The organism is Pseudomonas migulae NBRC 103157 (assembly GCF_002091715.1).
Classification (GTDB): Bacteria; Pseudomonadota; Gammaproteobacteria; order Pseudomonadales; family Pseudomonadaceae; genus Aquipseudomonas; species Aquipseudomonas migulae_A.
The window spans coordinates 1-24,411 of record NZ_BDAG01000054.1 but is presented as its reverse complement, the minus strand read 5'-3'; the positions used below and the strand labels follow the sequence as shown (position 1 = coordinate 24,411).

Below are 24,411 nucleotides of genomic sequence, written 5' to 3'. Positions count from 1 at the left end.
GTGTGTCAGCAAGCATTACTTTGAATGTCACACCGCTATCGCCAGCAAGCCGGCTCCTACAGGGGATTTTCTGTGAGGGTTACAACGGCGCAGGCTGGATGATCTCGACCCAGTAGGCGTCCGGGTCCTTGATGAACGCCAGGCTCTTCATGCGGCCATCGTTCAGGCGCTTCTGGAAATCGCAGCCCAACGCTTCGAAACGCTCGCACGCAGCGACGATGTCTGGCACCGAGATGCAGATGTGCCCGAAGCCGCGTGGGTCGGTGTTGCCATTGTGGTAGGCAAAATCCGCGTCGTTTTCAGTGCCGTGGTTGTGGGTCAGTTCGAGGATGCCGGGGATCGATTTCATCCACTCGGTACGGGCGGCGGCATCGGCCGGGATCTGGTCTTTATCGACCAGCGCCAGGAAATACAGGCTGAATTCGGCTTCCGGAAAGTCGCGTTTTTCCACCAGCGAAAAACCTAGGATGCGTGTGTAGAAATCCAGGGACTTGGTGATGTCCTTGACCCGCAGCATGGTGTGGTTGAAGACGAACTTCTGGGTGGCGGTATCAGGTTGGGCGGTAACACCCGGGAAGGTGTTCAATTCGTGCAGGCTCATGGGCCCTCCGGACAATAAGTGGGGCAAGTGAATGGTGACAATGATACGCAAGGGCGCAGGCATCACCAAACCCAAACCGTCGGCTATTGCCTGACAGCCGGACGAGGCTCAGACTTTGCGGTTCAGCCCGTGAGTATTCATTGCAATGACCCGATTCTGTAAATCGCTGTTCGTTCTGATTGGCCTGCTGTCAGGCATGACTTGCGCTCATGCAGAGACGCCGATAGTGACTTGGCCGGTTGGCTGGGAAGTAGAAGCGATCCCGCAGGATGATGCCAAACCTGAGGTGTCCCGTCAGCGCGCAGTGAAGAATGATCAGGGCGGCACGCCGGTGATGGTGATGGAGTTGACCATGACGCCAGTGGAAAGCGGTCATCAGGTGAATTTGCAAGGCGTATTGCTGGAGATGCGCAAGTCGGTGCAGAAGGATTTTTTCCAGGGCGGCTATCAAAGCGTCTGCAACAAAATTCATCCGGCGACCTTGAGCCGGCTGTCGGCATTGGAAACTACCTGCACGATTACCCAAAACGGCCGACACGTGCTGTCGCAAACATTGGTCGCGGCGGTGGATGCCGATAAAGCCTATGTTTTTTCGTACGCGGGGCAGGCCGAGGCTTATAAGGCAAGCCTGGATGAAATAGAAACTGTTCGTAACAGCTTGAAACTTTAGTTAAAGGTTTGCGCGATCGTGCATTTCGCAATCTTTAGATACCCAAAGGGACTAAGTACAAAGTTAATCTGCAAGTAGCGAGTGATCGATTCCAATCGTTGCATTTAGAAGGTATGCATGAAAAAAGCCCTGCGTAAGACAGGGCTTTTTTTGTCACCGCGAGTGCTTAGCCGCGCAGCCAGGAATCAACGGTGGCAGCACCGTATTGTTCCTTCCAGGCTTTCAGGCCGCGGTGGTTGCCGCCCTTGGTTTCAATCAGTTCGCCAGTGTGCGGGTTCTGATAAACCTTGACCACGCGAGCGCGGCGGGTTTTCGGCGCAGCGGCCTGTTGCAGGCCGGATTTGGCCGGGTTCGGATCGAGAATGGCGATGATGTCGCGCAGGCTCTTGCCGTAGGTTTTCATCAGCCCCTGGAGCTTTTCTTCGAATTCGATTTCTTTCTTGAGCCCGGCATCATTCTTCAGGGACTCCAGCTGCTTGAGCTGCTCTTGAAGGGCCTTTTCAGCTGCACGAAATTCAGCGAGTCTGGACAATATCTTTACTCCAATAGTGTGTTTGGCTGATACCAACCGCAAACAAAGCTATAAGCCAAGAGCCTTGAAGCGACTCGGTGATAGATGGCTCGCCTGCCAATTTAGCGCAGGTATGAAAAATTGTAGTAGTTAATGGGCGAAGAGTAAATCCTGACTTTTTCTTCATGTAACAAGAGTGGTCTTTTGATTCGAATTGGTGCACGGGCCTCGTTGTTTTGTCGCATAAAGGCGCCAGTTAATGGTGACTTAATGCATCAATGAAGTCTGCACCGGGCATCGGCCTGCCGAAGAGATAACCTTGCAGGAAGTTCACACCATGAGCGGTGAGATAGGCACTTTGCTCCTCGGTTTCCACACCTTCTGCAACGATGCCCAGATCGAGCTTGGCCGAGAGTTCGATGATGCTGTCCAGAATGTGCCGGGAGAGGGCGTCGGCGCCGATCATGGCGACAAAGCTCTGGTCGATTTTAAGGAAGTCGACGTTGAATTGGCGCAAGTAACCCAGGCTTGAGTGGCCGGTGCCAAAGTCGTCGATGGCGATCATCACGCCCAGCGCGTGAAGTTGCTCGAACAACTGCAACGTGATGGCAGTGGGCTCGATCAGTTCGCGCTCGGTCAACTCCAGCACAAGATGGATGGAGCCCGGCGCAAAGGCACTGAGAAATTCCCGGCAATCCTCGACCAGTTCCAGGTCCTTGCAGTGGCTGGCGGTGATGTTGATGCCGATGTGAAACGGCTCCTCGAACGAGGAGGAGACAGGCGCCAGCAGTTGCGCAGTTTGCTGCATGAGTGAGCGCGTCATCGGCACGATCAGGCCGGAGTGCTCGGCAAACGGGATAAACAGGTCAGGGCGCACCAGGCCTTCCTTCGGATGATTCCAGCGCATCAACACTTCGGTGCCGGACCACTTCTTGTTCGTGCCATGCACCACCGGCTGAAAATACGGAACGAACTCCGCCGCCTCCAGCGCGCGCTGTAGTTCATGACTGGGTGACGACGAGCGCTTTTGCAAGACATGCCCAATCAGGCCGGACACGACGCCAAAAAAGATCAGCAAACTGAACAGCGGCGGATACTCGCTACGCATGTAACGCCAGGTCTCGCCAGCGGGGAAACCCGCCGCGACGGTGAAGGCATATCGCGAGGATGGACGTTTGCTTTCGGCGACGGGCAGGAGGGGCAGGGCATCTTTGTGAACCTTGCCGTCAGCCGACAACCAGCTTGGGCCGACTTGGAGTAATAGTACTGTCTTGCGACCAATCAGGCGCAGCACGTTACTCAAGTGATAACCGTCCAGTGTCGTCAATGCCCCCTGTTTTCCTTCGCTGAGCCGGTACACCAGCAGCGCGGTATTGGGCGTGACCGGGTTGCCGTTCATGAGCCATAACGTGCCTTGGGTGTAGTCTCCGGCGTTGATTTTTTCCTGATAGTCACCAAACAACGAACTGCAATAGAGGTTGTCGTCCCACACCAGATTCGTCGAGCGCACGAACGGACGGCGGGTGACTTGTTCGCGCAAAGCCAGCTTGACGTCGTTGCAGGATTGACCGGCCAACGGCACTAACTCGCGTGCGGCCTCGGCGGTGTTGTCGAGCATCAGGTCGAATTGGCGGATGGCTTCTTCGGCGGTCAGTTGGGTGCTTTGCGAAAGCGCACGTCCGGCCTGCCAGTAAAGAATGGAGAACCCCAGAAGTATCGGGAGCAAACCGCTCAATACTGTCACTACAATCCGGGTGCTGCGTTTTCGGCGGGTTTTGAAAGTCAGTGGCATTCGCGAAACCTGTAACGATGAAATAGGGCTCTCAAATGCTGGCAGGACAACGGCACGCCTCCCATAAAGAGTTCGGTCAGAGGCCATGATAGTTGGCCTTCAAGGCGTGTGCCGTTCAACGCAAGTCCAGACTGGCAGCCAGTTTGATAAAGGCCAGCGTTGCCGGTGAAGACTGACGCCGGTCCAGCACCGCCAGGCCGACCTGGCGCACGACCACTGGCGACAGCGGTTTTTTCACGTAGCGGTCGTCGCAGTCGTCGGGCAGTGAACCTTCGGCGACCACCGTCAAGGCATCGCCCCGGCCAACGGTGACCAGCGTGCTCAGCAGTTGCGAGCAGCGGTAACGAATGTTGGGCATCAGGTGCGCCGCGCTGAACATCCGCGAAACCAGCTCCGAGGAGCCGGCCTCGGTCAGCACGAAGGGGTCGTCGCACAAATCCCCCAGGCTCACGCTGTCGCGAACTGCCAGCGGATGATCGACGGGCAGCAACGCGACCATTTGGTCCTCGATCAGTGCGACGGTGTCGAATCGCTCCTGCGGCAACACCACAAAGCCGATGTCGATGCGCCGCTCTTCCAGCCACTGGATCACCTGTCGGTCCGGACCTTCATCGATATGGACCTCGATACCAGGGTGAGCGGCCCGGTACTGCTGCAGGATCATCGGTAACAACTTGATCGACGAGGTCGGACCGAACGATCCGATGCGCAGCGTGCCGCGTTTCATGCCGCGGGCATCGGCCGCTTCCTGGCGCAAGGTGTTGGCCAGCCCGAGCATTGCCCGAGCACGCAGCAACAGCTGTTGGCCGATGTCGCTGAGTTCGACCCGGGATTGATGCCGATTCAACAGTTCGACGCCCAGCTCCTGTTCCAGCGACTTGAGGGCGTGAGACACCGCGGATTGCGAAATGCCCAGACGATGGGCCGCCGCCGTAAAGCCGTGAAGCTCGGCCACCAGCGAGAAAATCTCCAGTTGTGTGAGTGTCATGAGTGTTTACTCATTTTACGATGATCAAGTATTAGCGAAATGATACGTCATCTGTTCGACTTCTTAATCCGGGGACTTATGACCGCATATGAACACAGGGTGTCGGAACGCTCCGACGTGGCGGTGTACTTCAAACTCGCCGCCGTCACCATGATCTGGGGCGGCACCTTTGTCGCCGGGCGTTTTCTGGCGGACAGCCTCAGCCCGCTGTTCGCTGCCAGCCTGCGATTCCTGCTGGCGAGCGGGGCGCTGTTGCTGTTTTTACTGGTGGCCCGCGTGCCGCTGGCGCGCCCCAGCCCCAGGCAATGGCTGCAACTGTCGCTGCTGGGGTTCTTCGGCATCTTCTTCTATAACCTGTGCTTCTTTTATGGCCTGCATTACATCAATGCGTCCCGGGCGTCGTTGATCGTGGCCCTTAACCCGGCGGTTATCGGACTGGCCTCGTGGCTGCTGTTCAAGGAGCGCTTGAGTCGGGTAAAGGTCGTGGGTATCGCGATCTGCATCGTCGGGGCGAGCCTGGTGATTGTCAGTCGCAACCCCCAATTGCTGGCCGGCAATGCCGACTCGTGGATCGGCGATCTGCTGATTTTTGGCTGCGTTCTGAGCTGGGGGTTTTATTCGCTGTGCTCCAGAGACTTGAACCAGACCCTGGGGCCGATGCAAACCGTGACGTATTCGATCTTGCTCGGCACGGTGATGCTCTGGGTTGTCAGTGCCGTCAGGGGCGAGGTGAGCATTGCTGCGTTGGCCAGCCTGGGAGCGCAGCAATGGTTGAGCCTGATGTACCTGGGCGTTTTGGGTTCGGCACTGGCCTACATTGGTTATTACGATGGCATCCGCAAAATCGGCGCGACCCGTTCAGGCGTGTTCATCGCTCTGAACCCGCTGACCGCGGTCATCCTCGGCGCGTTGCTGTTGGGCGAGCAATTGACGCTGGCGATGTGTCTGGGCGGCGGGTTGATTCTGGTGGGGATTTTCCTGTGCAACAAACCCCTTGCGCGAGCAGGGAAAAAGGGGATTTGATACAGAAGACGGACAAATCTGTTTACGCTGTGTAGAATCCGGTTACGCATATAAGAATAATCGTCTTCTGCCAGCAGAAGCCTCGCCCGTATCAGCCTTGGGTCGACAATGAAAAGTTTCGGGTTTCAATTGATCTACGGTGACTTCCTCGCCCGCAGCGTGCGGGGCATCTCCTGCGCGCCACCCGCCGGCTTCAGCATTTCTTGAAACTAACGTTACGTTAATTCTAAAAAATGATGAGGCGCCAAAATGGCAGATTTATACGAAAACCCAATGGGCCTGATGGGCTTTGAATTCATCGAATTCGCATCGCCAACCCCGAACACGCTGGAGCCGATCTTCAAGATCATGGGCTTCACCAAGGTGGCGACCCACCGTTCCAAAGACGTGCACCTGTATCGCCAGGGCGCGATCAACCTGATCCTCAATAACGAACCCCACAGCGTCGCTTCGTACTTTGCGGCCGAGCACGGCCCGTCGGTGTGCGGCATGGCGTTCCGGGTCAAGGATTCGCAAAAGGCCTACAAACGCGCACTGGAACTCGGCGCGCAGCCGATCCATATCGAAACCGGCCCGATGGAACTGCACCTGCCGGCGATCAAAGGCATCGGCGGCGCGCCGCTGTACCTAATCGACCGTTTTGGTGAAGGCAGCTCGATCTACGACATCGACTTCGTGTTCATCGAAGGCGTTGATCGCAACCCGGTTGGCGCCGGCCTGAAGATCATCGACCACCTGACCCACAACGTGTATCGCGGTCGCATGGCGTACTGGGCGAACTTCTACGAGAAGCTGTTCAACTTCCGTGAAATCCGCTACTTCGACATCAAGGGCGAATACACCGGCCTGACCTCCAAGGCGATGACCGCGCCGGACGGCATGATCCGCATCCCGTTGAACGAAGAGTCGTCCAAGGGTACCGGTCAGATCGAAGAGTTCCTGATGCAGTTCAACGGCGAAGGCATCCAGCACGTCGCGTTCCTCAGCGATGATCTGATCAAGACCTGGGATCACCTGAAAAGCATCGGCATGCGCTTCATGACCGCGCCTCCGGAAACCTATTACGAAATGCTCGAAGGCCGTTTGCCGAACCACGGCGAGCCAGTGGATCAACTGCAGGCGCGGGGCATTCTATTGGATGGTTCGTCAGAGTCGGGCGACAAGCGTCTGCTGCTGCAGATCTTCTCGGAAACCCTGATGGGCCCGGTGTTCTTCGAGTTCATCCAGCGTAAAGGCGACGATGGCTTCGGCGAAGGCAACTTCAAGGCGTTGTTCGAATCGATCGAGCGCGATCAGGTTCGTCGTGGCGTACTTTCCACCGACTAAGCCGTTACCGCGATAAAACTGTGGGAGCGGGCTTGCTCGCGAATGCGGAGTGTCAGTCAACATCATTGCTGAATGACACTCCGCATTCGCGAGCAAGCCCGCTCCCACATTTGTTTTGAGTGTATTTAAGGTTTGCGCTGCCGGACCAGGTGCTTGAACCCTTCGAACATCAACACCAGCACCGCCATCCAGATTGGAATGTAGGTCAGCCATTCCCCCGCCTTGATGCTTTCTCCGAGCAGCAACGCCACACCCAGCAACAGCACCGGCTCGACGTAGCTCAACAACCCGAACAGGCTGAACGGCAGCAGTCGGCTGGCGATGATGTAGATCACCAGTGCCGAGGCACTGATCACGCCGAGAATCGGGATCAACAGCGACAGCCACGGATGCTGGTCAAACACACTGAAACCTTGTTCGCCCGTCTGCACGAACCAGAAGGCCACGGGCAGCGTGAGTGCCATGTCCAGCCATAAGCCGCCCAGGTTGTCTGCTGCGAGACGCTTGCGCAGGATGAAATAGGTTGGGTAGCCGATGCACACCAACAAGGTCGCCCAGGAAAAACCACCGACCTGATACACCTCGTTGATCACCCCGAGGCAGGCGAAAAACACCGCGATCTTTTGCAGATAGGACAGGCGCTCACCGTAGGCCAGTCGCCCGGTCAAAACCATGGTCAACGGCAACAGGAAATAGCCCAGCGACACATCGAGGCTGTAGCCGTTGAGCGGTGCCCACATGAACAGCCAGAGCTGCACGCTGAGCAGGGCAGAAGAGGCGATCAGGCCGGCGATCAGTTTCGGCTGGGCGGTAGCTCGCCGGACAATCTCGACCACGCGCTTCCATTCCCCGGACACCACCATGAACACGGTCATGCACGGAACTGTCAGCAGCATGCGCCAGCCGAAAATTTCCACACCGCTCAACGGGGTGAGCAGTGAGGTGTAGTAATACATGACGGCAAACAGCACCGAGGCCGAAACCGATAGAGCGATACCTTTAGACAAACCTGTCCTCGCGAAGTTGAAGGTGAAACGGGGGGCGGAGGATACGTGGTTTTCGAGCCGAATATTGACCTACTGATCAACTCCGACCCACTGTAGGAGCGAGCTTACTCGCGATGGTGTATCAGCTGACACTGATGTAGCTGATACAAGCTCGCACCTGCAGTGGTCTTGTATTTTCTCAGGTGTTGCGGGGTTTACGGCCGGATACGAAATGGCTCACATCATTGAACCCCGGCGTCGACGCATGCCCCGGTGTCACCAGCGAGTCGATAAACGCTTCATCCTCAGCCGTGATCTTTACCGCCTGCGCCTTAGTGTAGGCGTCCCATTGTTCTTCGGTACGCGGCCCGACAATGGCGGAAGTGACGGCGCTGTTGTTCAGCACCCAGGCAATCGCGAACTCGATGATTCCCACGCCACGACCTTGTGTGTATTGCTGGATCTGCTGGGCAATGCGCAGGGATTCCACCCGCCATTCCGTTTCCAGAATGCGTTTGTCGGCGCGACCGGCGCGGCTGTTGGCGTCCGGTTTCACATCCGGCGCGTATTTGCCGCTTAGCACGCCACGGGCCAGCGGGCTGTAAGGCACCACGCCCAGGCCATAGGTTTGCGCGGCGGTGATCTGTTCGGTTTCGGCCTGGCGGTTGACGATGTTGTACAACGGCTGGCTGATGACAGGGCGGTCAACCCCCAGTTTGTCAGCGATGCGGATCACCTCGGCGATTCGCCAGCCGCGGTAGTTCGACAACCCCCAATAGCGGATTTTGCCCTGGCGAATCAGGTCGCCGATGGCCGATACCGTGACTTCAAGCGGCGTGTTGTGGTCTTCGCGGTGCAGGTAATAAATGTCGAGGTAGTCTGTGCCGAGGCGCGTCAGGCTGGCATCGATGCCATTGAATATGTGCTTGCGGCTCAGGCCACTGCGGTTCGGCACGCCGTCCACGGGGCCGAAACCGACCTTGGTGGCGAGCACCCATTCATGGCGGTTACCGGCAATCGCTTCGCCGACGATTTCCTCGGAGCGGCCGCCGGTGTAGACGTCGGCGGTGTCGATGAAGTTGATGCCCTGGTCCCAGGCCTTGTCGATGATCCGCAGGGAATCTTCAGTGCTGGTCTGTTCGCCGAACATCATGGTGCCCAAGGTCAGGGTGGAGACCTGCAAACCCGAATGACCCAGCGTGCGGTAGCTCATGACGAATTCCTTTTACCGGAGGGAAAGGCTCAATCAAATACCAGAACAACCGCGCGGATCAAAGTGATTTATCGAACATCCCCGAATCAAAAATGTGGGAGCGGGCTTGCTCGCGAAAGCGGTGTGTCAGTCACTATTGAGTTGCCTGATACGACGCCTTCGCGAGCAAGCCCGCTCCCACACTGGATCTGCGTCTATCAGACGCGCAGGGTGCGGGTCATACGCAACGCCAGCAAACTACCGCAGACAATCACGCCCGCCAGCAGGTACAGCGCGGCGTCGGTCGAGCCGGTGCTGTCCTTGACCCAACCTACCAGGTACGGACTGAGGAAGCCCGCCATCTGGCCCATGGAGTTGATCAACGCCAGACCACCCGCCGCAGCGCCGGCACTGAGCAGCGCCGTTGGCACCGGCCAGAACATCGGCAGGCCGGTGAGGGCGCCCATGGTGGCGATGGTCAGGCCGAGAATCGCAATGGCTGGTGTGGTGGCGAAGTTCACGGCGATCAGCAGGCCGACAGCGCCCATCAGCATCGGCACCACCAAATGCCAGCGACGTTCTTTGCGCAAATCCGCCGAGCGGCCGACCATCAACATGAACACGGCCGCCAGCAGGTACGGAATGGCACTCAACCAGCCGATCACCAGGTTATCGCTGAAGCCCAGGTTCTTGATGATCGACGGCAGCCAGAAGTTGATCGCGTAAACGCCGCTCTGGATGCAGAAATAGATCAGGCCGAACGCCCAGATCGCCGGGTTCTTGAATACCGCCAGCAATGAGTCGGTGGTGGTTTTCGGTTTGTTGGCCAGGTCTTCGGCGTGGTCGGCTTCCAGCACCGAGCGCTCGAACGGCGTGAGCCACTTGGCATTGGCATAGCTGTCGCTGAGCAGGAAGTAGGCGAGGGCGCCGAGGATCACGGTCGGAATGCCTTGCAGCAGGAACATCCACTGCCAGCCGGCCAAACCGCCCTGGCCCGCGGCGAAGTGGTTGAGGATCCAGCCGGAAAACGGGCTGCCAAGCAGGCCGGACACCGGGATCGCCGACATGAACAGCGCCATGATGCGGCCGCGGCGGAAGGTCGGGAACCATTGCGAGAGGTAGAGCACCACGCCCGGGAAGAACCCGGCTTCGGCCGCACCGGTGAACAGGCGCAAGGTGTAGAACTCGGTCGGGGTGGTAACGAACAGCAGGCAGGTCGATAGCGTGCCCCAGACGATCATCATCAGCGCGATCCAGCGGCGCGGGCCGAATCTGGTCAGCGCCAGGTTGCTTGGCACGCCGCACAGCACGTAGCCGATAAAGAAGATCCCGGCCCCGAGGCCGTACACGGTTTCGCTGAATTTCAGTGCGTCGAGCATCTGCAGCTTGGCAAATCCAACGTTCACCCGGTCGAGGTAGTTGAACAGGTAGCAGATGAAAATGAAGGGGATCAAACGCAGGGTAATGCGTTTGTAGACGGCATTTTTTTCGTCAACGATGGCCTGGGTAGCGGCGGCGCTCTGTGACATGGCGGGTTCTCTCTTTATTATGATTTTTTGCGATGCAAAGGGTAACGTTGATCGCCCTGAGAGTCTCAGCCACCCTCATGGCTGCTGTCTTTGTGCCTGAGCACAGGGTTTGTCGCCCGGTCCTGTGCGGGTGAACAACCCCCGATCCATCACGCTTGCAAGGATTACCGCTATGTTCGAACTCGATCACGACCTGGCCCAGGACATCGTCGACCGGGCAATGGCCATCCTGCCGTACAACGTCAACGTCATGGACAGCCAGGGGTTGATTCTCGGCAGCGGTGAACCGGAGCGGGTCAATACCCGGCACGAAGGCGCACAACTGGTGCTGGCCAACGGGCGCGTGGTGGAAATCGATGCGCAAACGGCGATCCATCTCAAAGGCGTGCAGCCGGGGATCAACCTGCCGCTGTTGCTCGATCAGCGTTTGATCGGCGTGTTGGGCATCACCGGTGAGCCCGAGCAATTGCGCACTTATGCCGAGTTGGTGCGCATGACCGCCGAGATGCTGGTGGGCCAGCGCAACCAGCAGGCTGAGCAGCAATGGCGGCGCCAGCGTTGCGATGACTTGCTCGCGCTGCTGCTGAGTGAGGCGGGGGATTCGCCGCGGCTGATCGATGAAGCTCAGCAGCTTGGGCTAAAACCGCAGATGACACGGGTGCCGTATCTGTTCGAACTTGGGATGGAACACGGGCCAGGGCAAACCGTCGACGCGCTCAGCGCCTGGCTGACCTCGCGTTACCCGGACAGTTGGTGCGTGAGTTCCGCCAAGTCTTCGTTGCTGTGGTGCCGACCGGCGAGCCAGGCCATCGAGAACGACCGGCTGCTGGAAAAGCTCGATGGCCTTGGCTGGAATATCTTGCGCATCGCTGTGGGCGGGCAGGCGGATGGCTTGTCGGGCTTGCGCCGTTGCTATCGCCGGGTCGGTGACTTGCTGGCCTATGGGCGTGATGTCCTGCCGCATTCGCGCTTGTTGACGCTGACCCGTTATCGCCTGCCGGTGATGCTCTGGCGGCACCGCAACGATGATGCGCTGGACGAACTGCTCAAACCACTGCGTAAAGTCATCGCCAAGGATGGTAACGGTCAACTGCTGGCGACTTTGCGCAGCTGGTGCGAACACGATGGCCAAAGCCAGGCCTGTGCCGATGCGTTGGGCATTCATCGCAACAGTTTGCGTTATCGCATGGAGCGGATTGCCGAGCTGAGTGGCGTCGATCCGTTGAGGCTCGATGGCATGCTCGCCCTTTATCTCGGCGTACAACTGCTCCCACAGACCGACACCCTCCCTTGAACGACACCGCCCCTGTAGGAGCCGGCTTGCTGGCGATTGCGTACGACGCGGTGGATCAGGAACACCGCGTTAACTCGATCGCCAGCAAGCCGGCTCCTGCAGAGGCATGCGCAAGTCTCCGGTTTTGTAGAAATGAACAATAATCCTCCATGCCGCTTGTGCAGCGGACCGGCGTTATTGTTCAGGCCTGCTGGCAGCATGAGGGCCTTGGAACTGGAGAATTCGCATGAAGATCGTCATCGCCCCCGATTCGTTCAAGGACAGCCTGAGTGCCCAGGGTGTGGCTGATGCCATTGCCTTTGGGCTGGCGCAAGTCTGGCCCGATGCGCAGTTGATCAAATGCCCGATGGCCGATGGCGGAGAAGGCACGGTCGAATCGATTCTGGCGGCATGCGAAGGTCAACTGCGTCGTACCAACGTCCGAGGCCCGCTGGGCACAACGGTCGACGCCGCGTGGGGCTGGCTGCCACAGAGCCTGACCGCCATCATCGAAATGGCGGAAGCCAGTGGTTTGCAACTCGTACCGCCGGGGCAGCGTGATGCCTGCATCAGCAGCACGTTCGGCACCGGCGAGCTGATCCGCGCCGCACTCGATGCCGGGGCGCAACGAGTGATCCTCGCGATTGGCGGCAGCGCCACCAACGACGGCGGTGCCGGGGCGATGCAAGCCTTGGGCGTGCAGCTGCTGGATGCCCAGGGCGAACCCCTGGCGCCGGGCGGTCTGGCGCTGGCGCAACTGGCCCGCATCGACCTGAGTGACATCGATCCGCGTCTGGCTCGGGTGCGCTTCGATATCGCCGCCGACGTCAACAATCCGCTGTGCGGCCCCCACGGTGCCTCTGCGATTTTCGGCCCACAGAAAGGCGCGACGCCTGCGCAGGTCGAGCACCTGGATCACGCACTCGGGCACTTTGCCGAGCTGTGCACTCAAGTCCTCAACAAAGACGTACGCGACGAACCCGGTAGCGGCGCAGCGGGTGGTCTGGGGTTTGCCGCCAAGGCGTTTCTCGGGGCGCAGTTCAAGGCCGGAGTTGAAGTGGTCGCCGAACTGGTTGGCCTGGCCGAAGCGGTGAAGGGCGCCGACCTGGTGATCACCGGCGAAGGCCGTTTCGATGCGCAGACCTTGCGCGGCAAGACACCGTTTGGCGTTGCACGGATTGCCAGGCAAAACGACGTACCGGTCGTCGTCATCGCCGGCACCTTGGGCGAGGGCTATCAGGCTTTGTACGAGCATGGCATCGATGCAGCGTTTGCCGTGGTGAACGGGCCGATGACACTGGAACAGGCGTGCACCGAGGCTCCACGGTTGCTCAGTGAGCGAGCGAGCGATATTGCGCGGGTCTGGCGTATCGCCGCGCGTAAAACCTGATACCCCACAATCCTTGTAGGCGCCGGCTTGCTGGCGATGGCGTCCGTCCAGTCAAAAAACAGGTTGGCTGACCCACCGCTATCGCCAGCAAGCCGGCTCCTACAGCGTTTGGGTGATCGCGGACTTTTTAGAGTGTTTCACGGGTGAAACACTCGTAACCCCATGAAAAATATTTCGCAAATCCCCGCAAAAATCCTCAACCCCAGCCGATACAGATATCAGGCGCACACAAACCTATTACAACAGTGGCGCCAACCTGAACGGTGCGCCTCAACGCCCGCCCGCCAGTGATTACGGCAAGGACGCTCGAAGCTTCTATCACCCGAGTAACTTCCTATGTCCTTGCGTAATCTGAATATCGCGCCTCGAGCTTTCCTGGGTTTCGCCTTCATCGCCTTGCTGGTGATTGTGCTGGGTGTGTTTGCGGTCAACCGCATGTCGATCATCCGCCAGTCCTCGATCGACATGGGCAGCACCCAACTGCCCAGCGTCGGCTTCCTGGGCAATGTCACCGAAAATATCCTGCGCATGCGCATCCTGTCGTTCCGCATTCTGGTCAACCGCGAGCCGGCCAGTTTGCAGGAAGCTGAAACCCGTATCGGCGTGCTTAACGACAAGGCACGCAAGGCCCAGGCCGCCTACGCCGCATTGCCGGCGGGCCCGGACGAAGCGGCACTGTATAAAGTGTTCAGCGCGACCCTGGACAATTACATGCAAGCCCAGCGCGAAATGTTGGACCTGTCGCGCCAGAATAAAATTGACGAGATGCGCACCCTGATCAACACGCGGATCAAGGACGGCACCGACCAGATGGGCGAACAGCTCAATCGACTGGTGACCTACAACATCGAGGGCGCTAAAGCAGCAGGGCACGTCGCCGAAGATAACTACAACACAGCCGTGAACGGAATCATCGGGGTGTCAGTGGTAGCGGCGCTCATGACCGTACTGCTGGCCTGGCTGCTGACCCGCAGCATCGTTACGCCGTTGAACCGTGCGGTGCAGGCAGCGGAAACCATCGCCGGCGGTAACCTGACCAACGCCATTGAAGTCGATGGCAAGGACGAACCGGCCCGGTTGCTCGGCGCCTTGTCCACCATGCAAGGCAACCTGCGCAAAACCATCGAGCAGATCGCCGGTTCCGCCACGCAACTGGGCGCCGCCGCCGAAGAACTCAGCGCCGTGACCGAAGAAGCGTCCCGCGGCCTGCAACAGCAAAACAACGAAATCGAACAGGCCGCCACCGCCGTCAACGAAATGACCGCGGCTGTGGAAGAAGTGGCGCGCAATGCGGTATCGACTTCAGAAGCTTCGAACCAGTCGACCCAGGCCGCTCGAGAAGGTCGCGACCGCGTGGTGGAAACCGTCGACGCGATCCAGACCATGACCCATGACGTGCAAAACACCTCGCTGATGATCGAAGGCCTGGCGACTCAGGGGCGCGACATCGGCAAGGTGCTGGACGTGATCCGTGCCATCGCCGAACAGACCAACCTGCTGGCCCTGAACGCGGCGATCGAAGCGGCTCGCGCCGGTGAAGCAGGGCGTGGTTTTGCGGTGGTGGCGGACGAGGTGCGGGCGTTGGCGCATCGCACTGCGCAATCGACTCAGGAAATCGAGAAGATGGTCGCCAGCATTCAGAACGGCACGGGCGAGGCGGTGTCATCGATGCAGCAAAGCAATCAGCGCACCCAAAGTACCCTCGAAATGGCCCGTGCCGCTGGCATTGCGCTGGAGCAGATCACCCAGTCGATCCATCTGATCAACGAACGCAACCTGGTCATTGCCAGCGCGTCCGAAGAACAGGCGCAGGTGTCCCGTGAAGTCGACCGCAACCTGGTGAACATTCGCGACCTGGCCACCCAGTCCGCCGCGGGTGCCAATCAGACCAGCGCCGCCAGTCATGAACTGTCGCGCCTGGCCGTTGATTTGAATGCGATGGTGGCGCGTTTCGTGATTTGAGATAGGGTTGAGGCTAGGAACACGCGCGACTGGAGAAATACATGCGCTATTCAGCCTTGACCCAACGAATCGCCGGCGACGGCGCTGCGGCCTGGCAAATTCATTACCGAGCATTGGAATTACGAGAGCAAGGCGTCGATGTGTTGCTGCTGTCAGTGGGCGATCCGGACTTTGATACGCCGCGGCCCATCGTTCAGGCGTGCATCGACAGCCTGTTGGCCGGCGATACCCATTACGCAGAAGTGCGCGGCAGTCGTGGGCTGCGCGACAGTATCGCCAGTCGTCATCGGCGGCGCAGCGGGCAGACGGTGGGTGTCGATGAAGTGATCGTGATGCCCGGCGCGCAATGCGGGGTGTACTCGGTCGTGCAATGCCTGCTCGATCCTGGCGATGAAGTGATCGTCGCCGAACCCATGTACGTGACCTATGAAGGCGTGTTTGGCGCTTGCGGCGCCAGGGTGGTGCCGGTGGCGGTGCGCTCGGAGAACGGCTTTCGGGTCGATCCGGCGGACGTCGCGGCGCTGATTACGCCGAAAACCCGGGCCATTTTGCTCAACAGTCCCAACAATCCTTCCGGCGCCAGTTTGCCGCTGATGATCTGGCAGGAACTGGCGTCGCTCTGTGTCCGGCACAATCTGTGGCTGATCAGTGACGAGGTTTACAGCGATTTGTTGTACGAAGGCGAGCACATCAGTCCGGCCAGCCTGCCGGGCATGGCCGAGCGCACCGCGACGATCGACAGCCTGTCCAAATCCCACGCCATGAGCGGCTGGCGAGTGGGCTGGGTGATCGGGCCGAAAACCTTGATCGATCATCTGGAACATCTGTCGCTGTGCATGCTGTTCGGCATTCCGGATTTTGTGCAGAACGCGGCGCAAGTTGCGCTGGACGGGAATCTGCCGGAAGTGGCAATGATGCGCGAGGAATATCGTCAGCGTCGCGACCTGGTGTGTGCGAGCCTGAACGCATGTCCTGGATTGCGGGCGGTGCGGCCGGATGGCGGGATGTTCGTGATGGTCGATGTACGTCAGACCGGGCTCTCTGCCCAGCACTTCGCCGAGCGATTGCTGGAGGGCTATGGCGTGTCGGTATTGGCCGGCGAAGCGTTCGGGCCCAGCGCGGCGGGGCATATCCGGATCGGGCTGGTGGTCGACCGACAGAAACTGGCGGATGCGTGTCGGCGGATTGCGTTGTGTGCGGGTGATCTTCTTGAGGCTCGGCGGGCCTGAGGGCTTTGCGTTGTCTGTGCCGGCCTCATCGCGAGCAAGTCGAATCGTCGCACCGCCGCTCCCACATTAGATCTGTGGCGTTCACAAAACCAATGTGGGAGCGGGCTTGCTCGCGAAGACGGACTTTCAGGCGCCAAATTTCTCAGGCCTTCCACGCCCGCACATTCACCAGATTCTTCGGCCGCTCACCCGCCAGCGCCGCCAGCAGATTGTCCACTGCACAGGTGGCCATCGCTTCCCGAGTCTCATGGGTCGCCGAGCCAATGTGCGGCGTTGCCACCACATTGTTCAACTGCAACAGCGGTGAGTCTGGATTCAACGGTTCACGCTCGAACACATCCAGCCCCGCCGCGCGAATCTGCCCCGAACGCAAGGCCTCGATCAGCGCTGCTTCGTCCACGACTTTGCCCCGTGAAATATTGATGAAGATGGTTTGCGGACCCATCAGCGCAAATTGCTCTGCGCCGATCAATCCTTCGGTTTCAGCGGTCAGTGGCAACGTCAGGCAAACGAAATCAGCCTGTTGCAACAGCTCTGGCAAGCTGCGGTATTGCGCATCGAAGCGCTGCTCCACCGCCGGTTTCGGCGAGTGACTGTGGTAGATCACCGGCATGCCGAAACCGAAATGCCCACGCTGGGCCAGCGCTTCGCCAATCCGCCCCATGCCGATGATGCCCAGGGTTTTACCGTGCACATCAGTGCCAAACTGCGCGGGGCCGATGTTGCGTTTCCACTGACCGGTGCGAACCATGTTCGCCAGTTCCACCACGCGCCGGGCCGTCGCCAGGATCAGCGCAAAACCGGTGTCGGCGGTGGTTTCGGTGAGCACGTCCGGGGTGTTGCTGAGCAGGATGCGTCGCTCGGTCAGGTAGTCGATGTCGTAGTTGTCGACGCCCACGGACACGCTGGCAATGGCTTGCAGATTGGGCGCGAGGTCGAGCAACCCAGCGTCCAGTTTCAGGCTGGCGCCGAGCAGGCCCTGGGCGCGGGGCAGGGCTTTACGCAACTGCGCGAGCCCGTCGGCGTCGAGGCTGTCGATCAGCGTCACCTCGGTCTGCTCATGCAGACGGGCCATCAGCAGCGGCGAGAGTTTCTTGTACAGTACAACCTGCTTTTTCATCGTATTCATCTCTGCATCAATTCAAGGATGGGCGGCGGTTGGGCGCGTTACCGCAACCGAAGGACGCTCCCGGTCACTTGCGCCGGGCTTGAGGAAAATCGTCAGCACCACCGACAGCATCAGCGCACCGCTCATCAGCAGGTATGACGCGCCGGGCGAACCGGTCGAACTGTTCAGATAGCCGACCAGATAGGAACCGCCAAACGATCCCAGTGCGCCCATGCTGTTGATCAAGGCCATGGCGCCACCGGCGACGTTGGCCGGAAGAATTTCCGGAATGATCGCGAAGAACGGTCCGTAAGGTGCGTACATGCAGGCGCCGGCAATCACCAGCAGGGTGTACGACCACCAGAAATGTTCGGCGCCCAGCGCGTATGAGCCGTAGAACGCAATCGAAGCGATCAACAGCGGCGGCCAGACAAAGCGTTTACGTTTTTGCAGTTTGTCCGAACCCCAGGACACCAACAGCATGCCGATCACTGCCGCCAGATACGGCAGCGCGGAGAGCCAGCCGGCTTCGACCATGTCCATTTGCGCGCCGGCCTTGAGGATCGACGGCAGCCACAGCACAAAACCATAGACGCCGATGCTCCAGCAGAAAAACTGCAGGGCCAGGATGATCACTTTCGGCGAGCGAAAGGCTTCGGCATAGTTCTTCACGGCTTTGATGCCGACCTGTTCGGCGGCGAGGGCGCTTTCCAGATCGTGCTTTTCCTGGTCGCTGAGCCACTTGGCCTGGGCCGGACGATCATCCGCCAGACGCCACCAGATAAACGCCCAAAGCACTGCCGGCAAGCCTTCGATGATGAACATCCAGCGCCAGCTGTAATGCTGCACCAGATAACCCGACACCACCGACATCCAGAGCATGGTCACCGGGTTGCCGAGGATCAGGAAGGTATTGGCCCGGGAGCGTTCGGCGCGGGTGAACCAGTGGCACAGGTAAATCAGCATCGCCGGCATCACGGCGGCTTCGACCACGCCGAGCATGAAGCGAATAACGATCAGCCAGTAGGCGTTGGAGACGATTCCGGTCAAGGTGGCCAGGCTGCCCCAGAGGATCAGGCTGACGAAGATCAGCTTCTTCACGCTGTGCTTTTGTGCGTAGATCGCCCCCGGCACCTGGAAGAAAAAGTAGCCGAGGAAGAACAGCGCGCCGAGCATCGACGACAGGCCGGGCGTGATCATCAGGTCGGCGGCCATCCCGGAGGCGGCAGCGAAGCCATAGTTGGCGCGGTCCAGGTACGCCAGGCTGTAGGTGATGAATACGATGGGCATGATGTACCACCAGCGGCGGGCGGCGAGCGTTGCGGTTTTCATGATGGTGCTCCTGAGCTTGTTGTTTTTGTCGCAGCAGGTAACGGGTTTAGATGTTCAGTAATTGTGCGGGCCCCTTCGCGAGCAAGCCCGCTCCCACATTTGGATCTGTGTCGGACACAAAATGCGGGGACGAACCCGGTCGAATGTGGGCGTGGGCTTGCTCGCGAAAGGCGGTCTCGAATTCGGCGGACATTTCGGAACGGGTCGGCAACCCCTCCATATCCCCCCGACTCTGCACCGCCCGGCTACCAATCCAGTTGGCGCGTTTCACGGCGTCCGCAACGCTAAGGTTTTCCAGCAGCGCGCTGATCACGCCGACAGCAAAACCATCGCCGGCACCGACGGTGTCGATCACGGTTTCCACGGGCACACCCGCCACAAAACCTTCATCCAGATGCGTGCGGTAATACGCGCCGTGGGGGCCGAGCTTGATCGCCACGGCTTCGGCGCCCTGGTCGAGGTAAAACGCCGCGATATCAGCGGGGTCTTCGAAGCCGGTCAGCAAGCGACCTTCGCTCAAACCCGGCAGCACCCAGTCGGCGAGGGCGGCGAGGCGGTTGATTTCGGTAATCATCTGTTGCGTGTTGGCCCACAGGCTCGGGCGCAGGTTCGGATCGAAGGACACACTGCGCCCGGCCTCGCGCATGCGTGTCATCAGTTCCAACGACATCTGCCGCGCCGTTTCCGATAGCGCTGCAGGAATGCCGGTGGCGTGCAAGTGCCGCGCCCTGAGCAGCTCGGGGACGATCGATTGCGGCGATAAATGACTCGCCGCCGATCCGCGCCGGAAGTACTCGACCATGGGATCGTCACCATCATCGGTGCGCGACTTGAGTTGAAACCCGGTCGGGTGGGCGGCGTCGATGGCAACGTTACGGCAATCGATGCCTTCCTTTTTCAGGGTGTCGATCACGAACCGCCCCAGCGAATCGTCACCCACCCGACTCAGCCACGCCACGTTGAATCCCAGTCGCGACAACCCGATGGCGACGTTGCTGTCGGCGCCGGCAATGCGCTTGTGGAAGTGGTCGACGTTGGCCAGGTCACCATTGTGATCGGCCACGAACATCGCCATGGTTTCGCCGAACGACAGAATATCGATCTCAGACATGAGCGCTCTCCAGGCGTGTGTTGCCGAGGCGTGCGAGGGCGGCGACATGCTCGGTGGTGAGCTGTACCAGATCGTCGCCTTGCAGCGGATATTCCGCGGCCCGCATGACGCCTTGGGCCATGTGCCGCAGCAGTTGTTCCCACAGATGCAAGTCACTGGCGGCAGGCGGTATGGCAATCAGTTTGCCGTCGGCCCGCCGTGAGACGGCCTTGCAGTGCACGTAGCCGACATGGCGACCGAGCAGGCGGGCGGCGCTGCTGGCGGACTGGTCTTGCCAGTGCCAGTTGCCGATGTCGAAGGTCATTTTGATCGGCAGATCGTGCTGCTCGACCGCGGCGAAAAAGCGCTGGAACGGTTCGATGCGTCCGCCGTGCAAGGTCTGATCGTTTTCCACCAGCAACTGCACGGCGCTTTTGCCCAGGGTCCGGGCGAGGGTCTGCAGGTCGCTGGTGTCGGTGAAGTATCCGAGGGGCACCTTCAGCCATTTGGCACCGAAAGCCTGGGCGCGTTGCAGGACGGTGATCAGTTCGGGATTGGGTTTGGGCTGCCCGGCCAACCACAGTTCGATCGGCGAGGAATACACGCTTTCGAGGCCCTTGGCCTGGGTGGCATCGGCCAATTGGGCGGGGTCTTCGATCGTCAGCAACTCTTCGCGCCATTCGATGCAATGGGCACCGGCGGCGTGAAGGATATCGACGAAACTGCCTTGTCCGCGTTGGCGTACAAGGTCGGCGCCGTAGCTGGAGAGGCTGATGGATACAGGTGGTTTATGCATTATTCTGGACCTCTGAAACCGGTTTCATTTTTGTTCAAAAAAAATGGCATGAAGAGTCGTGGTGATCTGTCGGGCCTCTACGCGGGCAAGCCTCGCTCCTACAGGTGATCGCATAACCCGCAGGAGCGAGGCTCGCCCGCGAAGGGGCCATAACATTCACCGAAAGTTTCCAAGCGTCGACCCCCGCACAATCAACCGCGCCGAAAAATCCAGGGTCCGCACCGGCCCGTCATCCCCGCGCAAGCGCTTGAGCAAGCATTCAAACGCGCTCGCGCCAATCTCGGCTGTCGGTTGAGCGAGGGCGGTAATGCCACTGCCCACCAGCGGATACCAATCCAGGTCATCGAGGGCTATCAGACCGATCCCTTCAAACAGGTTGCATTTCAACTCACGCAACGCATGGGTAGCGGCCAGCGCCGCAATCCCGTTCGCGCAGAACAGCGCCTTCGGGCCGGGGCCGGGTGTGTCGATAAAAGTTCTGAGGTGTGCCGTGAGCTCACTGCCGGTTTCAATCAGCGTCCCGCGCAGCGTCGAACGCTGAGCGATCTGCGCCTTGAAGCTGCTGGTGCGCTCGATTCGCGAACTGGTGCCGTCATACGGTTCGGTCACCATCAGCACATCGCGATAACCGCGATCTTCAAGGTGAGCGATGGCGATCTCGACCGCTTGCGGGTTGTCCAGCCCGACCATGTCGCTTTCAAGGTGCTCGACCTTGCGGTCCACCAGCACCAAGGGCATTTCCCGATGCAGTTCCTGCAAGGCGTCGCGGTGGTGGCCGAGGGTGTTCACGATCAGCCCTTCGATGTTGTAGGAGCGCAGCAGGGCCAGGTGCTGGCATTCCTGCTCGTCATCGCGGTCGGTGTTGCACACCACCAGGCTGTAACCGTGCTGACGGCAGGCGGTTTCCACCCCGTGCATCACGGCAATTGAATAAGGGTTGCGGATGTCGGCGACCAGCATACCGATCAGGCGGGTTTTCCCGCGTTTCAGACCGCGTGCCATCTGGTTCGGCCGATAGCCCAGTTCGGCAATCGCCTGCTCGATGCGCAGGGCCGTCGCATCGGACAGCAAGGCGCGATCATCGCCGATGAAACGCGACACACTGGCCTTGGAGACTTTGGCGTGTTCGGCGACATCAAGCATGGTGACGCGGCTGCGCTGGGCGGCGGAGAAATCATTCACGGGCTGAAACCTTCTTATTGGATTTATAAGGTTCATGCGTTTGCGATAGCACTGAAACCGGTTTCAGAAGACCGCAAAATCCAATTCGCTGTCAAGTCCCGCAGCGTCGATTGTCCGACAATGGCCGACGAACGGGATTCAGGCCCAAAGACTCAACCAGGCCGAACCCAACAGCAACAGGGCCATGCAGCGATTGAAGCGTTGCATGGCCCGGGGCGAGCGCAACCACCGCGTCGACCCTGCGCCGAGCAATGCCCAGACCCCCAGGCACGGCAGGGATATCAGGAAAAACGCCAGCGACAAATACATCACGTGAACCAGACGCTGTTCGCCGCCCCCGGCAAAGACACCGACCACAGCCAGCGCCATCATCCAGGTTTTCGGGTTGATCAATTGCAGGCCGGCGGCCCCCACCAATCCGAGTCGGGCATCGGCGTCCCGCGCGGTGACGGCTTCGGCCGGGGCGCTGAAGATCTGCCAGGACAGGTAACTCAGCCACGCCACGCCGATCCACTGCATCGCGGTTTGCACGCCGGGCCAAGCGGTCAACGACGCTCCTGCACCGCTGCCGACCAACAACACAATTGTCGCGGCGCTGGCACAGGCGCCGAAGATGATCGGCACGGCGGCCACCAAGCCGTATCGGGCACTGTTGCTCAACACCAGAATGTTGGTCGGGCCGGGCGTGATCGACGCCACGAACGCAAACAACAGGAAGGGCAGTAACGTCGGGAAAGTGGATAGCATCGCGGGCAAACTCCGGTGAAGATCTTTGAAGTCGATCTTCACAATCCCACGGTCAACTGTCTGGAAGATTTGAGCAGCGCTTGCGATACAGCGCGGGCGTCAGGCCGTAGGCCCGCACGAACCAGCGGCCCAGATGACTCTGGTCGGCGAACCCCAACGTCATGGCCACCGTGGCCGGTTGTTCACCTCGGGCCAGCATTCTGCGGGCCGTGGCCAGGCGCAATTGCACCAGATAGGCGTGCGGGGCGATGCCGTAAGCAGCCTTGAACGCACGGGTCAGGCGAAAGCGATCGACGCCCGTTGCGGCTGCGAGTTGGTCGAGGCCGATGTCCTCGTGGGCATGGGCGTGCAGATATTCCCGAGCCTTCTGCGCCACCAGGGGCAAACGCGGGTCCTGGCCATAACGGGCGCGCCAGTGCAGGTGAGTGGTGAGGCGTTCGAGCAAGCCATCGAGGGCGGTCTGGCGGACGATTTTCAGTTCGCCGTTGTGCAGCGCCTGAAACGCCAGGCTGGTGGCGTGGGCCAGGCGCACGTCGGTGGCCAAGGTATTGGCGAAGCTCAGTTGACTGTTGTCCGGCGCGTTGTCGAACACGGCACTGAGTTCGCGCTTCAACCACTGCGGATCGAGGTACAGCATGCGGTAGGTAAAACCGTCGACCGTCGGTGCTTCGCCGTCGTGAATGTCACCCGGTTCGAGCAAAAACACCTTGCCCGGCGTGCTCTGGTGCCGGGCCCGCCTGCAGTTGAATTGCTGCACCCCTTGCTCGGTGACGCCCACCAGATAGCTGTCATGCCAGTGCGGGTCGTAGGCGTGGCCCTCGAAATGCGCGCGCAGCGTCTCGATGCCGGTGTCGGCGTCCTGGGCCAGATCGATCCAGTTGTGGCTTGTCATGCTGCACCTGTGAGACGGATTGCCGACGTATTTAACGCCCTTGGCGAGGGCGATGCCTAGAACGTTTGTGCACGAATCAGTTGAACAGGCCGGCGGCGATGTTGATCGAAAACCCGAGGATCGCTGTGTTGAACAGAAAACCGATCAGCGATTGCGCCAACACGATCTTGCGCAATTCCCGGGTCGCCACGCCGACATCGGAAGTCTGCACCGCCGCGCTGATGGTGAACGAGAAATACAGGAAGTCCCAGTAATTGGGGGTGGTCAGGCCTTCGGCAAAACGCAGCGCCAGGTCTTTGCCGTCCCAGGTGTAGAACAGACGGGCGTAATGCACGCTGAAAATCACCCCGATCAGCAGCCATGAACCGATCACGGTCAGCGCGGTGAAACCGTAGCGCAGCAGCTTGCGGGTCGTTTCCAGATCCCGGCTGCCGGCGAGTTCGAAGCTGATGGTCGCCAGGCTCGCAATCGCAGCGATGCAGACCAGGAGCAGCACCAATCCAGCGTTTTCATCTTCGACTTCGGCGATGCGCTTCACGTCCGGCGCTTTGGCGCGTGTGGTGAGCCAGAGCATCAGCAGCAGATAAGTCCAGACCCCGGCGTTCCAGCCGAAAAGGATTTTGCTGATGATCGAATCGGCCGGAGCCAGAATGCCCACCGCAATGCCGAGCGTGGCGGCGGCAGACAGGCGAGGGTGGGTGCGGGGGAGGAGGGGCATGTGAGCTCGATGGGTTGGGGCGATGCAAATACCATAGCCCAGCGCGACCCCGTCTGACCAACGACGATCCTGTT

General features: G+C 59.8%; 22 protein-coding genes. 7 read left to right on the top strand and 15 right to left on the bottom strand.

All coding sequences use genetic code 11. The annotated features are described in order from the left end of the window. Positions 1-79: 79 nt before the first annotated feature. Positions 80-601 (bottom strand): lactoylglutathione lyase, encoded by a 522-nt coding sequence (gene gloA, locus PMI01S_RS28035; protein WP_084323329.1) that lies wholly within the window; start codon positions 599-601, stop codon positions 80-82. 145 nt (positions 602-746) lie between these two features. On the opposite strand from gloA, the gene PMI01S_RS28030 reads away from it, so the two are divergent. Beyond that, positions 747-1,271 (top strand): DUF4946 domain-containing protein, encoded by a 525-nt coding sequence (locus tag PMI01S_RS28030; RefSeq protein WP_084323328.1) that lies wholly within the window; start codon positions 747-749, stop codon positions 1,269-1,271. 166 nt (positions 1,272-1,437) lie between these two features. Here the strand turns inward: PMI01S_RS28030 and PMI01S_RS28025 are convergent, their stop codons facing one another. The 3 genes from PMI01S_RS28025 to PMI01S_RS28015 form a co-directional block, all read right to left on the bottom strand. Continuing rightward, positions 1,438-1,803 carry a histone-like nucleoid-structuring protein, MvaT/MvaU family gene (locus PMI01S_RS28025; RefSeq protein WP_008075430.1) on the bottom strand — a complete coding sequence of 122 codons (366 nt, stop codon included), beginning with the start codon at positions 1,801-1,803 and terminating at the stop codon, positions 1,438-1,440. Positions 1,804-2,038: 235 nt separating this feature from the next. Then, complete coding sequence (locus tag PMI01S_RS28020; RefSeq protein WP_084323327.1) at positions 2,039-3,574, bottom strand: EAL domain-containing protein; 1,536 nt, start codon at positions 3,572-3,574, stop codon at positions 2,039-2,041. A gap of 115 nt (positions 3,575-3,689) precedes the next feature. Further along, entirely contained in the window at positions 3,690-4,562 is an 873-nt protein-coding gene (locus PMI01S_RS28015; protein ID WP_084323326.1) for a LysR family transcriptional regulator, read from the bottom strand. A gap of 78 nt (positions 4,563-4,640) precedes the next feature. Here PMI01S_RS28015 and PMI01S_RS28010 point away from each other — a divergent pair, with 78 nt between their 5' ends. Together PMI01S_RS28010 and hppD are read left to right on the top strand one after the other, a co-directional pair. Beyond that, positions 4,641-5,585 (top strand): DMT family transporter, encoded by a 945-nt coding sequence (locus PMI01S_RS28010; protein WP_084323325.1) that lies wholly within the window; start codon positions 4,641-4,643, stop codon positions 5,583-5,585. A gap of 249 nt (positions 5,586-5,834) precedes the next feature. Beyond that, positions 5,835-6,911 (top strand): 4-hydroxyphenylpyruvate dioxygenase, encoded by a 1,077-nt coding sequence (hppD, locus tag PMI01S_RS28005; RefSeq protein ID WP_084323324.1) that lies wholly within the window; start codon positions 5,835-5,837, stop codon positions 6,909-6,911. A 125-nt stretch (positions 6,912-7,036) separates the two neighbouring features. On the opposite strand, the gene rarD is transcribed toward hppD, so the two are convergent. The 3 genes from rarD to PMI01S_RS27990 form a co-directional block, all read right to left on the bottom strand. Further along, a complete protein-coding gene (gene rarD, locus PMI01S_RS28000) occupies positions 7,037-7,918 on the bottom strand; it encodes an EamA family transporter RarD (RefSeq protein WP_084323323.1) in 882 nt (293 codons plus the stop codon). A 178-nt stretch (positions 7,919-8,096) separates the two neighbouring features. Then, entirely contained in the window at positions 8,097-9,110 is a 1,014-nt protein-coding gene (locus tag PMI01S_RS27995; RefSeq protein WP_084323322.1) for an aldo/keto reductase, read from the bottom strand. Positions 9,111-9,307: 197 nt separating this feature from the next. Further along, positions 9,308-10,618 carry an MFS transporter gene (locus tag PMI01S_RS27990; protein ID WP_084323321.1) on the bottom strand — a complete coding sequence of 437 codons (1,311 nt, stop codon included), beginning with the start codon at positions 10,616-10,618 and terminating at the stop codon, positions 9,308-9,310. Positions 10,619-10,790: 172 nt separating this feature from the next. On the opposite strand from PMI01S_RS27990, the gene PMI01S_RS27985 reads away from it, so the two are divergent. From PMI01S_RS27985 to PMI01S_RS27970, 4 genes are all read left to right on the top strand, one after another. Continuing rightward, positions 10,791-11,912, top strand: coding sequence for a sugar diacid recognition domain-containing protein (locus tag PMI01S_RS27985; protein WP_084323320.1), 1,122 nt, complete (start codon positions 10,791-10,793; stop codon positions 11,910-11,912). Positions 11,913-12,138: 226 nt separating this feature from the next. Further along, positions 12,139-13,281 carry a glycerate kinase gene (locus PMI01S_RS27980; protein WP_084323319.1) on the top strand — a complete coding sequence of 381 codons (1,143 nt, stop codon included), beginning with the start codon at positions 12,139-12,141 and terminating at the stop codon, positions 13,279-13,281. A 336-nt stretch (positions 13,282-13,617) separates the two neighbouring features. Then, positions 13,618-15,243, top strand: coding sequence for a methyl-accepting chemotaxis protein (locus PMI01S_RS27975; RefSeq protein ID WP_084323318.1), 1,626 nt, complete (start codon positions 13,618-13,620; stop codon positions 15,241-15,243). A gap of 41 nt (positions 15,244-15,284) precedes the next feature. After that, positions 15,285-16,472 (top strand): pyridoxal phosphate-dependent aminotransferase, encoded by a 1,188-nt coding sequence (locus tag PMI01S_RS27970; protein WP_084323317.1) that lies wholly within the window; start codon positions 15,285-15,287, stop codon positions 16,470-16,472. A 142-nt stretch (positions 16,473-16,614) separates the two neighbouring features. On the opposite strand, the gene PMI01S_RS27965 is transcribed toward PMI01S_RS27970, so the two are convergent. From PMI01S_RS27965 to PMI01S_RS27930, 8 genes are all read right to left on the bottom strand, one after another. Then, entirely contained in the window at positions 16,615-17,592 is a 978-nt protein-coding gene (locus PMI01S_RS27965) for a 2-hydroxyacid dehydrogenase (protein WP_084323343.1), read from the bottom strand. A 21-nt stretch (positions 17,593-17,613) separates the two neighbouring features. Further along, the gene (locus PMI01S_RS27960; protein WP_084323316.1) at positions 17,614-18,912 is read right to left on the bottom strand and encodes an MFS transporter; all 1,299 of its coding nucleotides are present in this window, start codon (positions 18,910-18,912) and stop codon (positions 17,614-17,616) included. A gap of 46 nt (positions 18,913-18,958) precedes the next feature. Then, the gene (locus PMI01S_RS27955) at positions 18,959-20,023 is read right to left on the bottom strand and encodes a sugar kinase (RefSeq protein ID WP_090473916.1); all 1,065 of its coding nucleotides are present in this window, start codon (positions 20,021-20,023) and stop codon (positions 18,959-18,961) included. After that, on the bottom strand, positions 20,016-20,798 hold the full coding sequence (locus tag PMI01S_RS27950; protein WP_084323315.1) for a sugar phosphate isomerase/epimerase family protein: 783 nt from the start codon (positions 20,796-20,798) through the stop codon (positions 20,016-20,018). Before PMI01S_RS27950 ends, PMI01S_RS27955 begins: the two co-directional genes overlap by 8 nt. A 156-nt stretch (positions 20,799-20,954) precedes the next feature. Beyond that, positions 20,955-21,980 (bottom strand): LacI family DNA-binding transcriptional regulator, encoded by a 1,026-nt coding sequence (locus PMI01S_RS27945; protein WP_084323314.1) that lies wholly within the window; start codon positions 21,978-21,980, stop codon positions 20,955-20,957. A gap of 138 nt (positions 21,981-22,118) precedes the next feature. After that, positions 22,119-22,727 carry a LysE family translocator gene (locus tag PMI01S_RS27940; protein WP_084323313.1) on the bottom strand — a complete coding sequence of 203 codons (609 nt, stop codon included), beginning with the start codon at positions 22,725-22,727 and terminating at the stop codon, positions 22,119-22,121. A 52-nt stretch (positions 22,728-22,779) separates the two neighbouring features. Further along, a complete protein-coding gene (locus PMI01S_RS27935) occupies positions 22,780-23,619 on the bottom strand; it encodes an AraC family transcriptional regulator (RefSeq protein WP_084323312.1) in 840 nt (279 codons plus the stop codon). Between the two features lie 76 nt (positions 23,620-23,695). Then, positions 23,696-24,337 carry a DUF1345 domain-containing protein gene (locus tag PMI01S_RS27930; protein ID WP_084323311.1) on the bottom strand — a complete coding sequence of 214 codons (642 nt, stop codon included), beginning with the start codon at positions 24,335-24,337 and terminating at the stop codon, positions 23,696-23,698. Between the last annotated feature and the right edge of the window lie 74 nt (positions 24,338-24,411).

What these genes read in the sequence shown, in the direction of transcription:
- PMI01S_RS28010 (WP_084323325.1), top strand. Translation starts at nt 4,641, where the DNA reads ATGACCGCATATGAACACAGGGTGTCGGAACGCTCCGACGTGGCGGTG.
- PMI01S_RS27955 (WP_090473916.1), bottom strand. Translation starts at nt 20,023, where the DNA reads ATGTCTGAGATCGATATTCTGTCGTTCGGCGAAACCATGGCGATGTTC.
- PMI01S_RS27980 (WP_084323319.1), top strand. Translation starts at nt 12,139, where the DNA reads ATGAAGATCGTCATCGCCCCCGATTCGTTCAAGGACAGCCTGAGTGCC.
- gloA (WP_084323329.1), bottom strand. Translation starts at nt 601, where the DNA reads ATGAGCCTGCACGAATTGAACACCTTCCCGGGTGTTACCGCCCAACCT.
- PMI01S_RS27960 (WP_084323316.1), bottom strand. Translation starts at nt 18,912, where the DNA reads ATGAAAACCGCAACGCTCGCCGCCCGCCGCTGGTGGTACATCATGCCC.
- PMI01S_RS27995 (WP_084323322.1), bottom strand. Translation starts at nt 9,110, where the DNA reads ATGAGCTACCGCACGCTGGGTCATTCGGGTTTGCAGGTCTCCACCCTG.
- PMI01S_RS27985 (WP_084323320.1), top strand. Translation starts at nt 10,791, where the DNA reads ATGTTCGAACTCGATCACGACCTGGCCCAGGACATCGTCGACCGGGCA.
- PMI01S_RS27990 (WP_084323321.1), bottom strand. Translation starts at nt 10,618, where the DNA reads ATGTCACAGAGCGCCGCCGCTACCCAGGCCATCGTTGACGAAAAAAAT.
- PMI01S_RS27940 (WP_084323313.1), bottom strand. Translation starts at nt 22,727, where the DNA reads ATGCTATCCACTTTCCCGACGTTACTGCCCTTCCTGTTGTTTGCGTTC.
- PMI01S_RS27950 (WP_084323315.1), bottom strand. Translation starts at nt 20,798, where the DNA reads ATGCATAAACCACCTGTATCCATCAGCCTCTCCAGCTACGGCGCCGAC.
- PMI01S_RS28015 (WP_084323326.1), bottom strand. Translation starts at nt 4,562, where the DNA reads ATGACACTCACACAACTGGAGATTTTCTCGCTGGTGGCCGAGCTTCAC.
- PMI01S_RS27970 (WP_084323317.1), top strand. Translation starts at nt 15,285, where the DNA reads ATGCGCTATTCAGCCTTGACCCAACGAATCGCCGGCGACGGCGCTGCG.
- PMI01S_RS27930 (WP_084323311.1), bottom strand. Translation starts at nt 24,337, where the DNA reads ATGCCCCTCCTCCCCCGCACCCACCCTCGCCTGTCTGCCGCCGCCACG.
- PMI01S_RS27965 (WP_084323343.1), bottom strand. Translation starts at nt 17,592, where the DNA reads ATGAAAAAGCAGGTTGTACTGTACAAGAAACTCTCGCCGCTGCTGATG.
- PMI01S_RS27935 (WP_084323312.1), bottom strand. Translation starts at nt 23,619, where the DNA reads ATGACAAGCCACAACTGGATCGATCTGGCCCAGGACGCCGACACCGGC.
- PMI01S_RS27975 (WP_084323318.1), top strand. Translation starts at nt 13,618, where the DNA reads ATGTCCTTGCGTAATCTGAATATCGCGCCTCGAGCTTTCCTGGGTTTC.
- hppD (WP_084323324.1), top strand. Translation starts at nt 5,835, where the DNA reads ATGGCAGATTTATACGAAAACCCAATGGGCCTGATGGGCTTTGAATTC.
- PMI01S_RS28020 (WP_084323327.1), bottom strand. Translation starts at nt 3,574, where the DNA reads ATGCCACTGACTTTCAAAACCCGCCGAAAACGCAGCACCCGGATTGTA.
- PMI01S_RS28030 (WP_084323328.1), top strand. Translation starts at nt 747, where the DNA reads ATGACCCGATTCTGTAAATCGCTGTTCGTTCTGATTGGCCTGCTGTCA.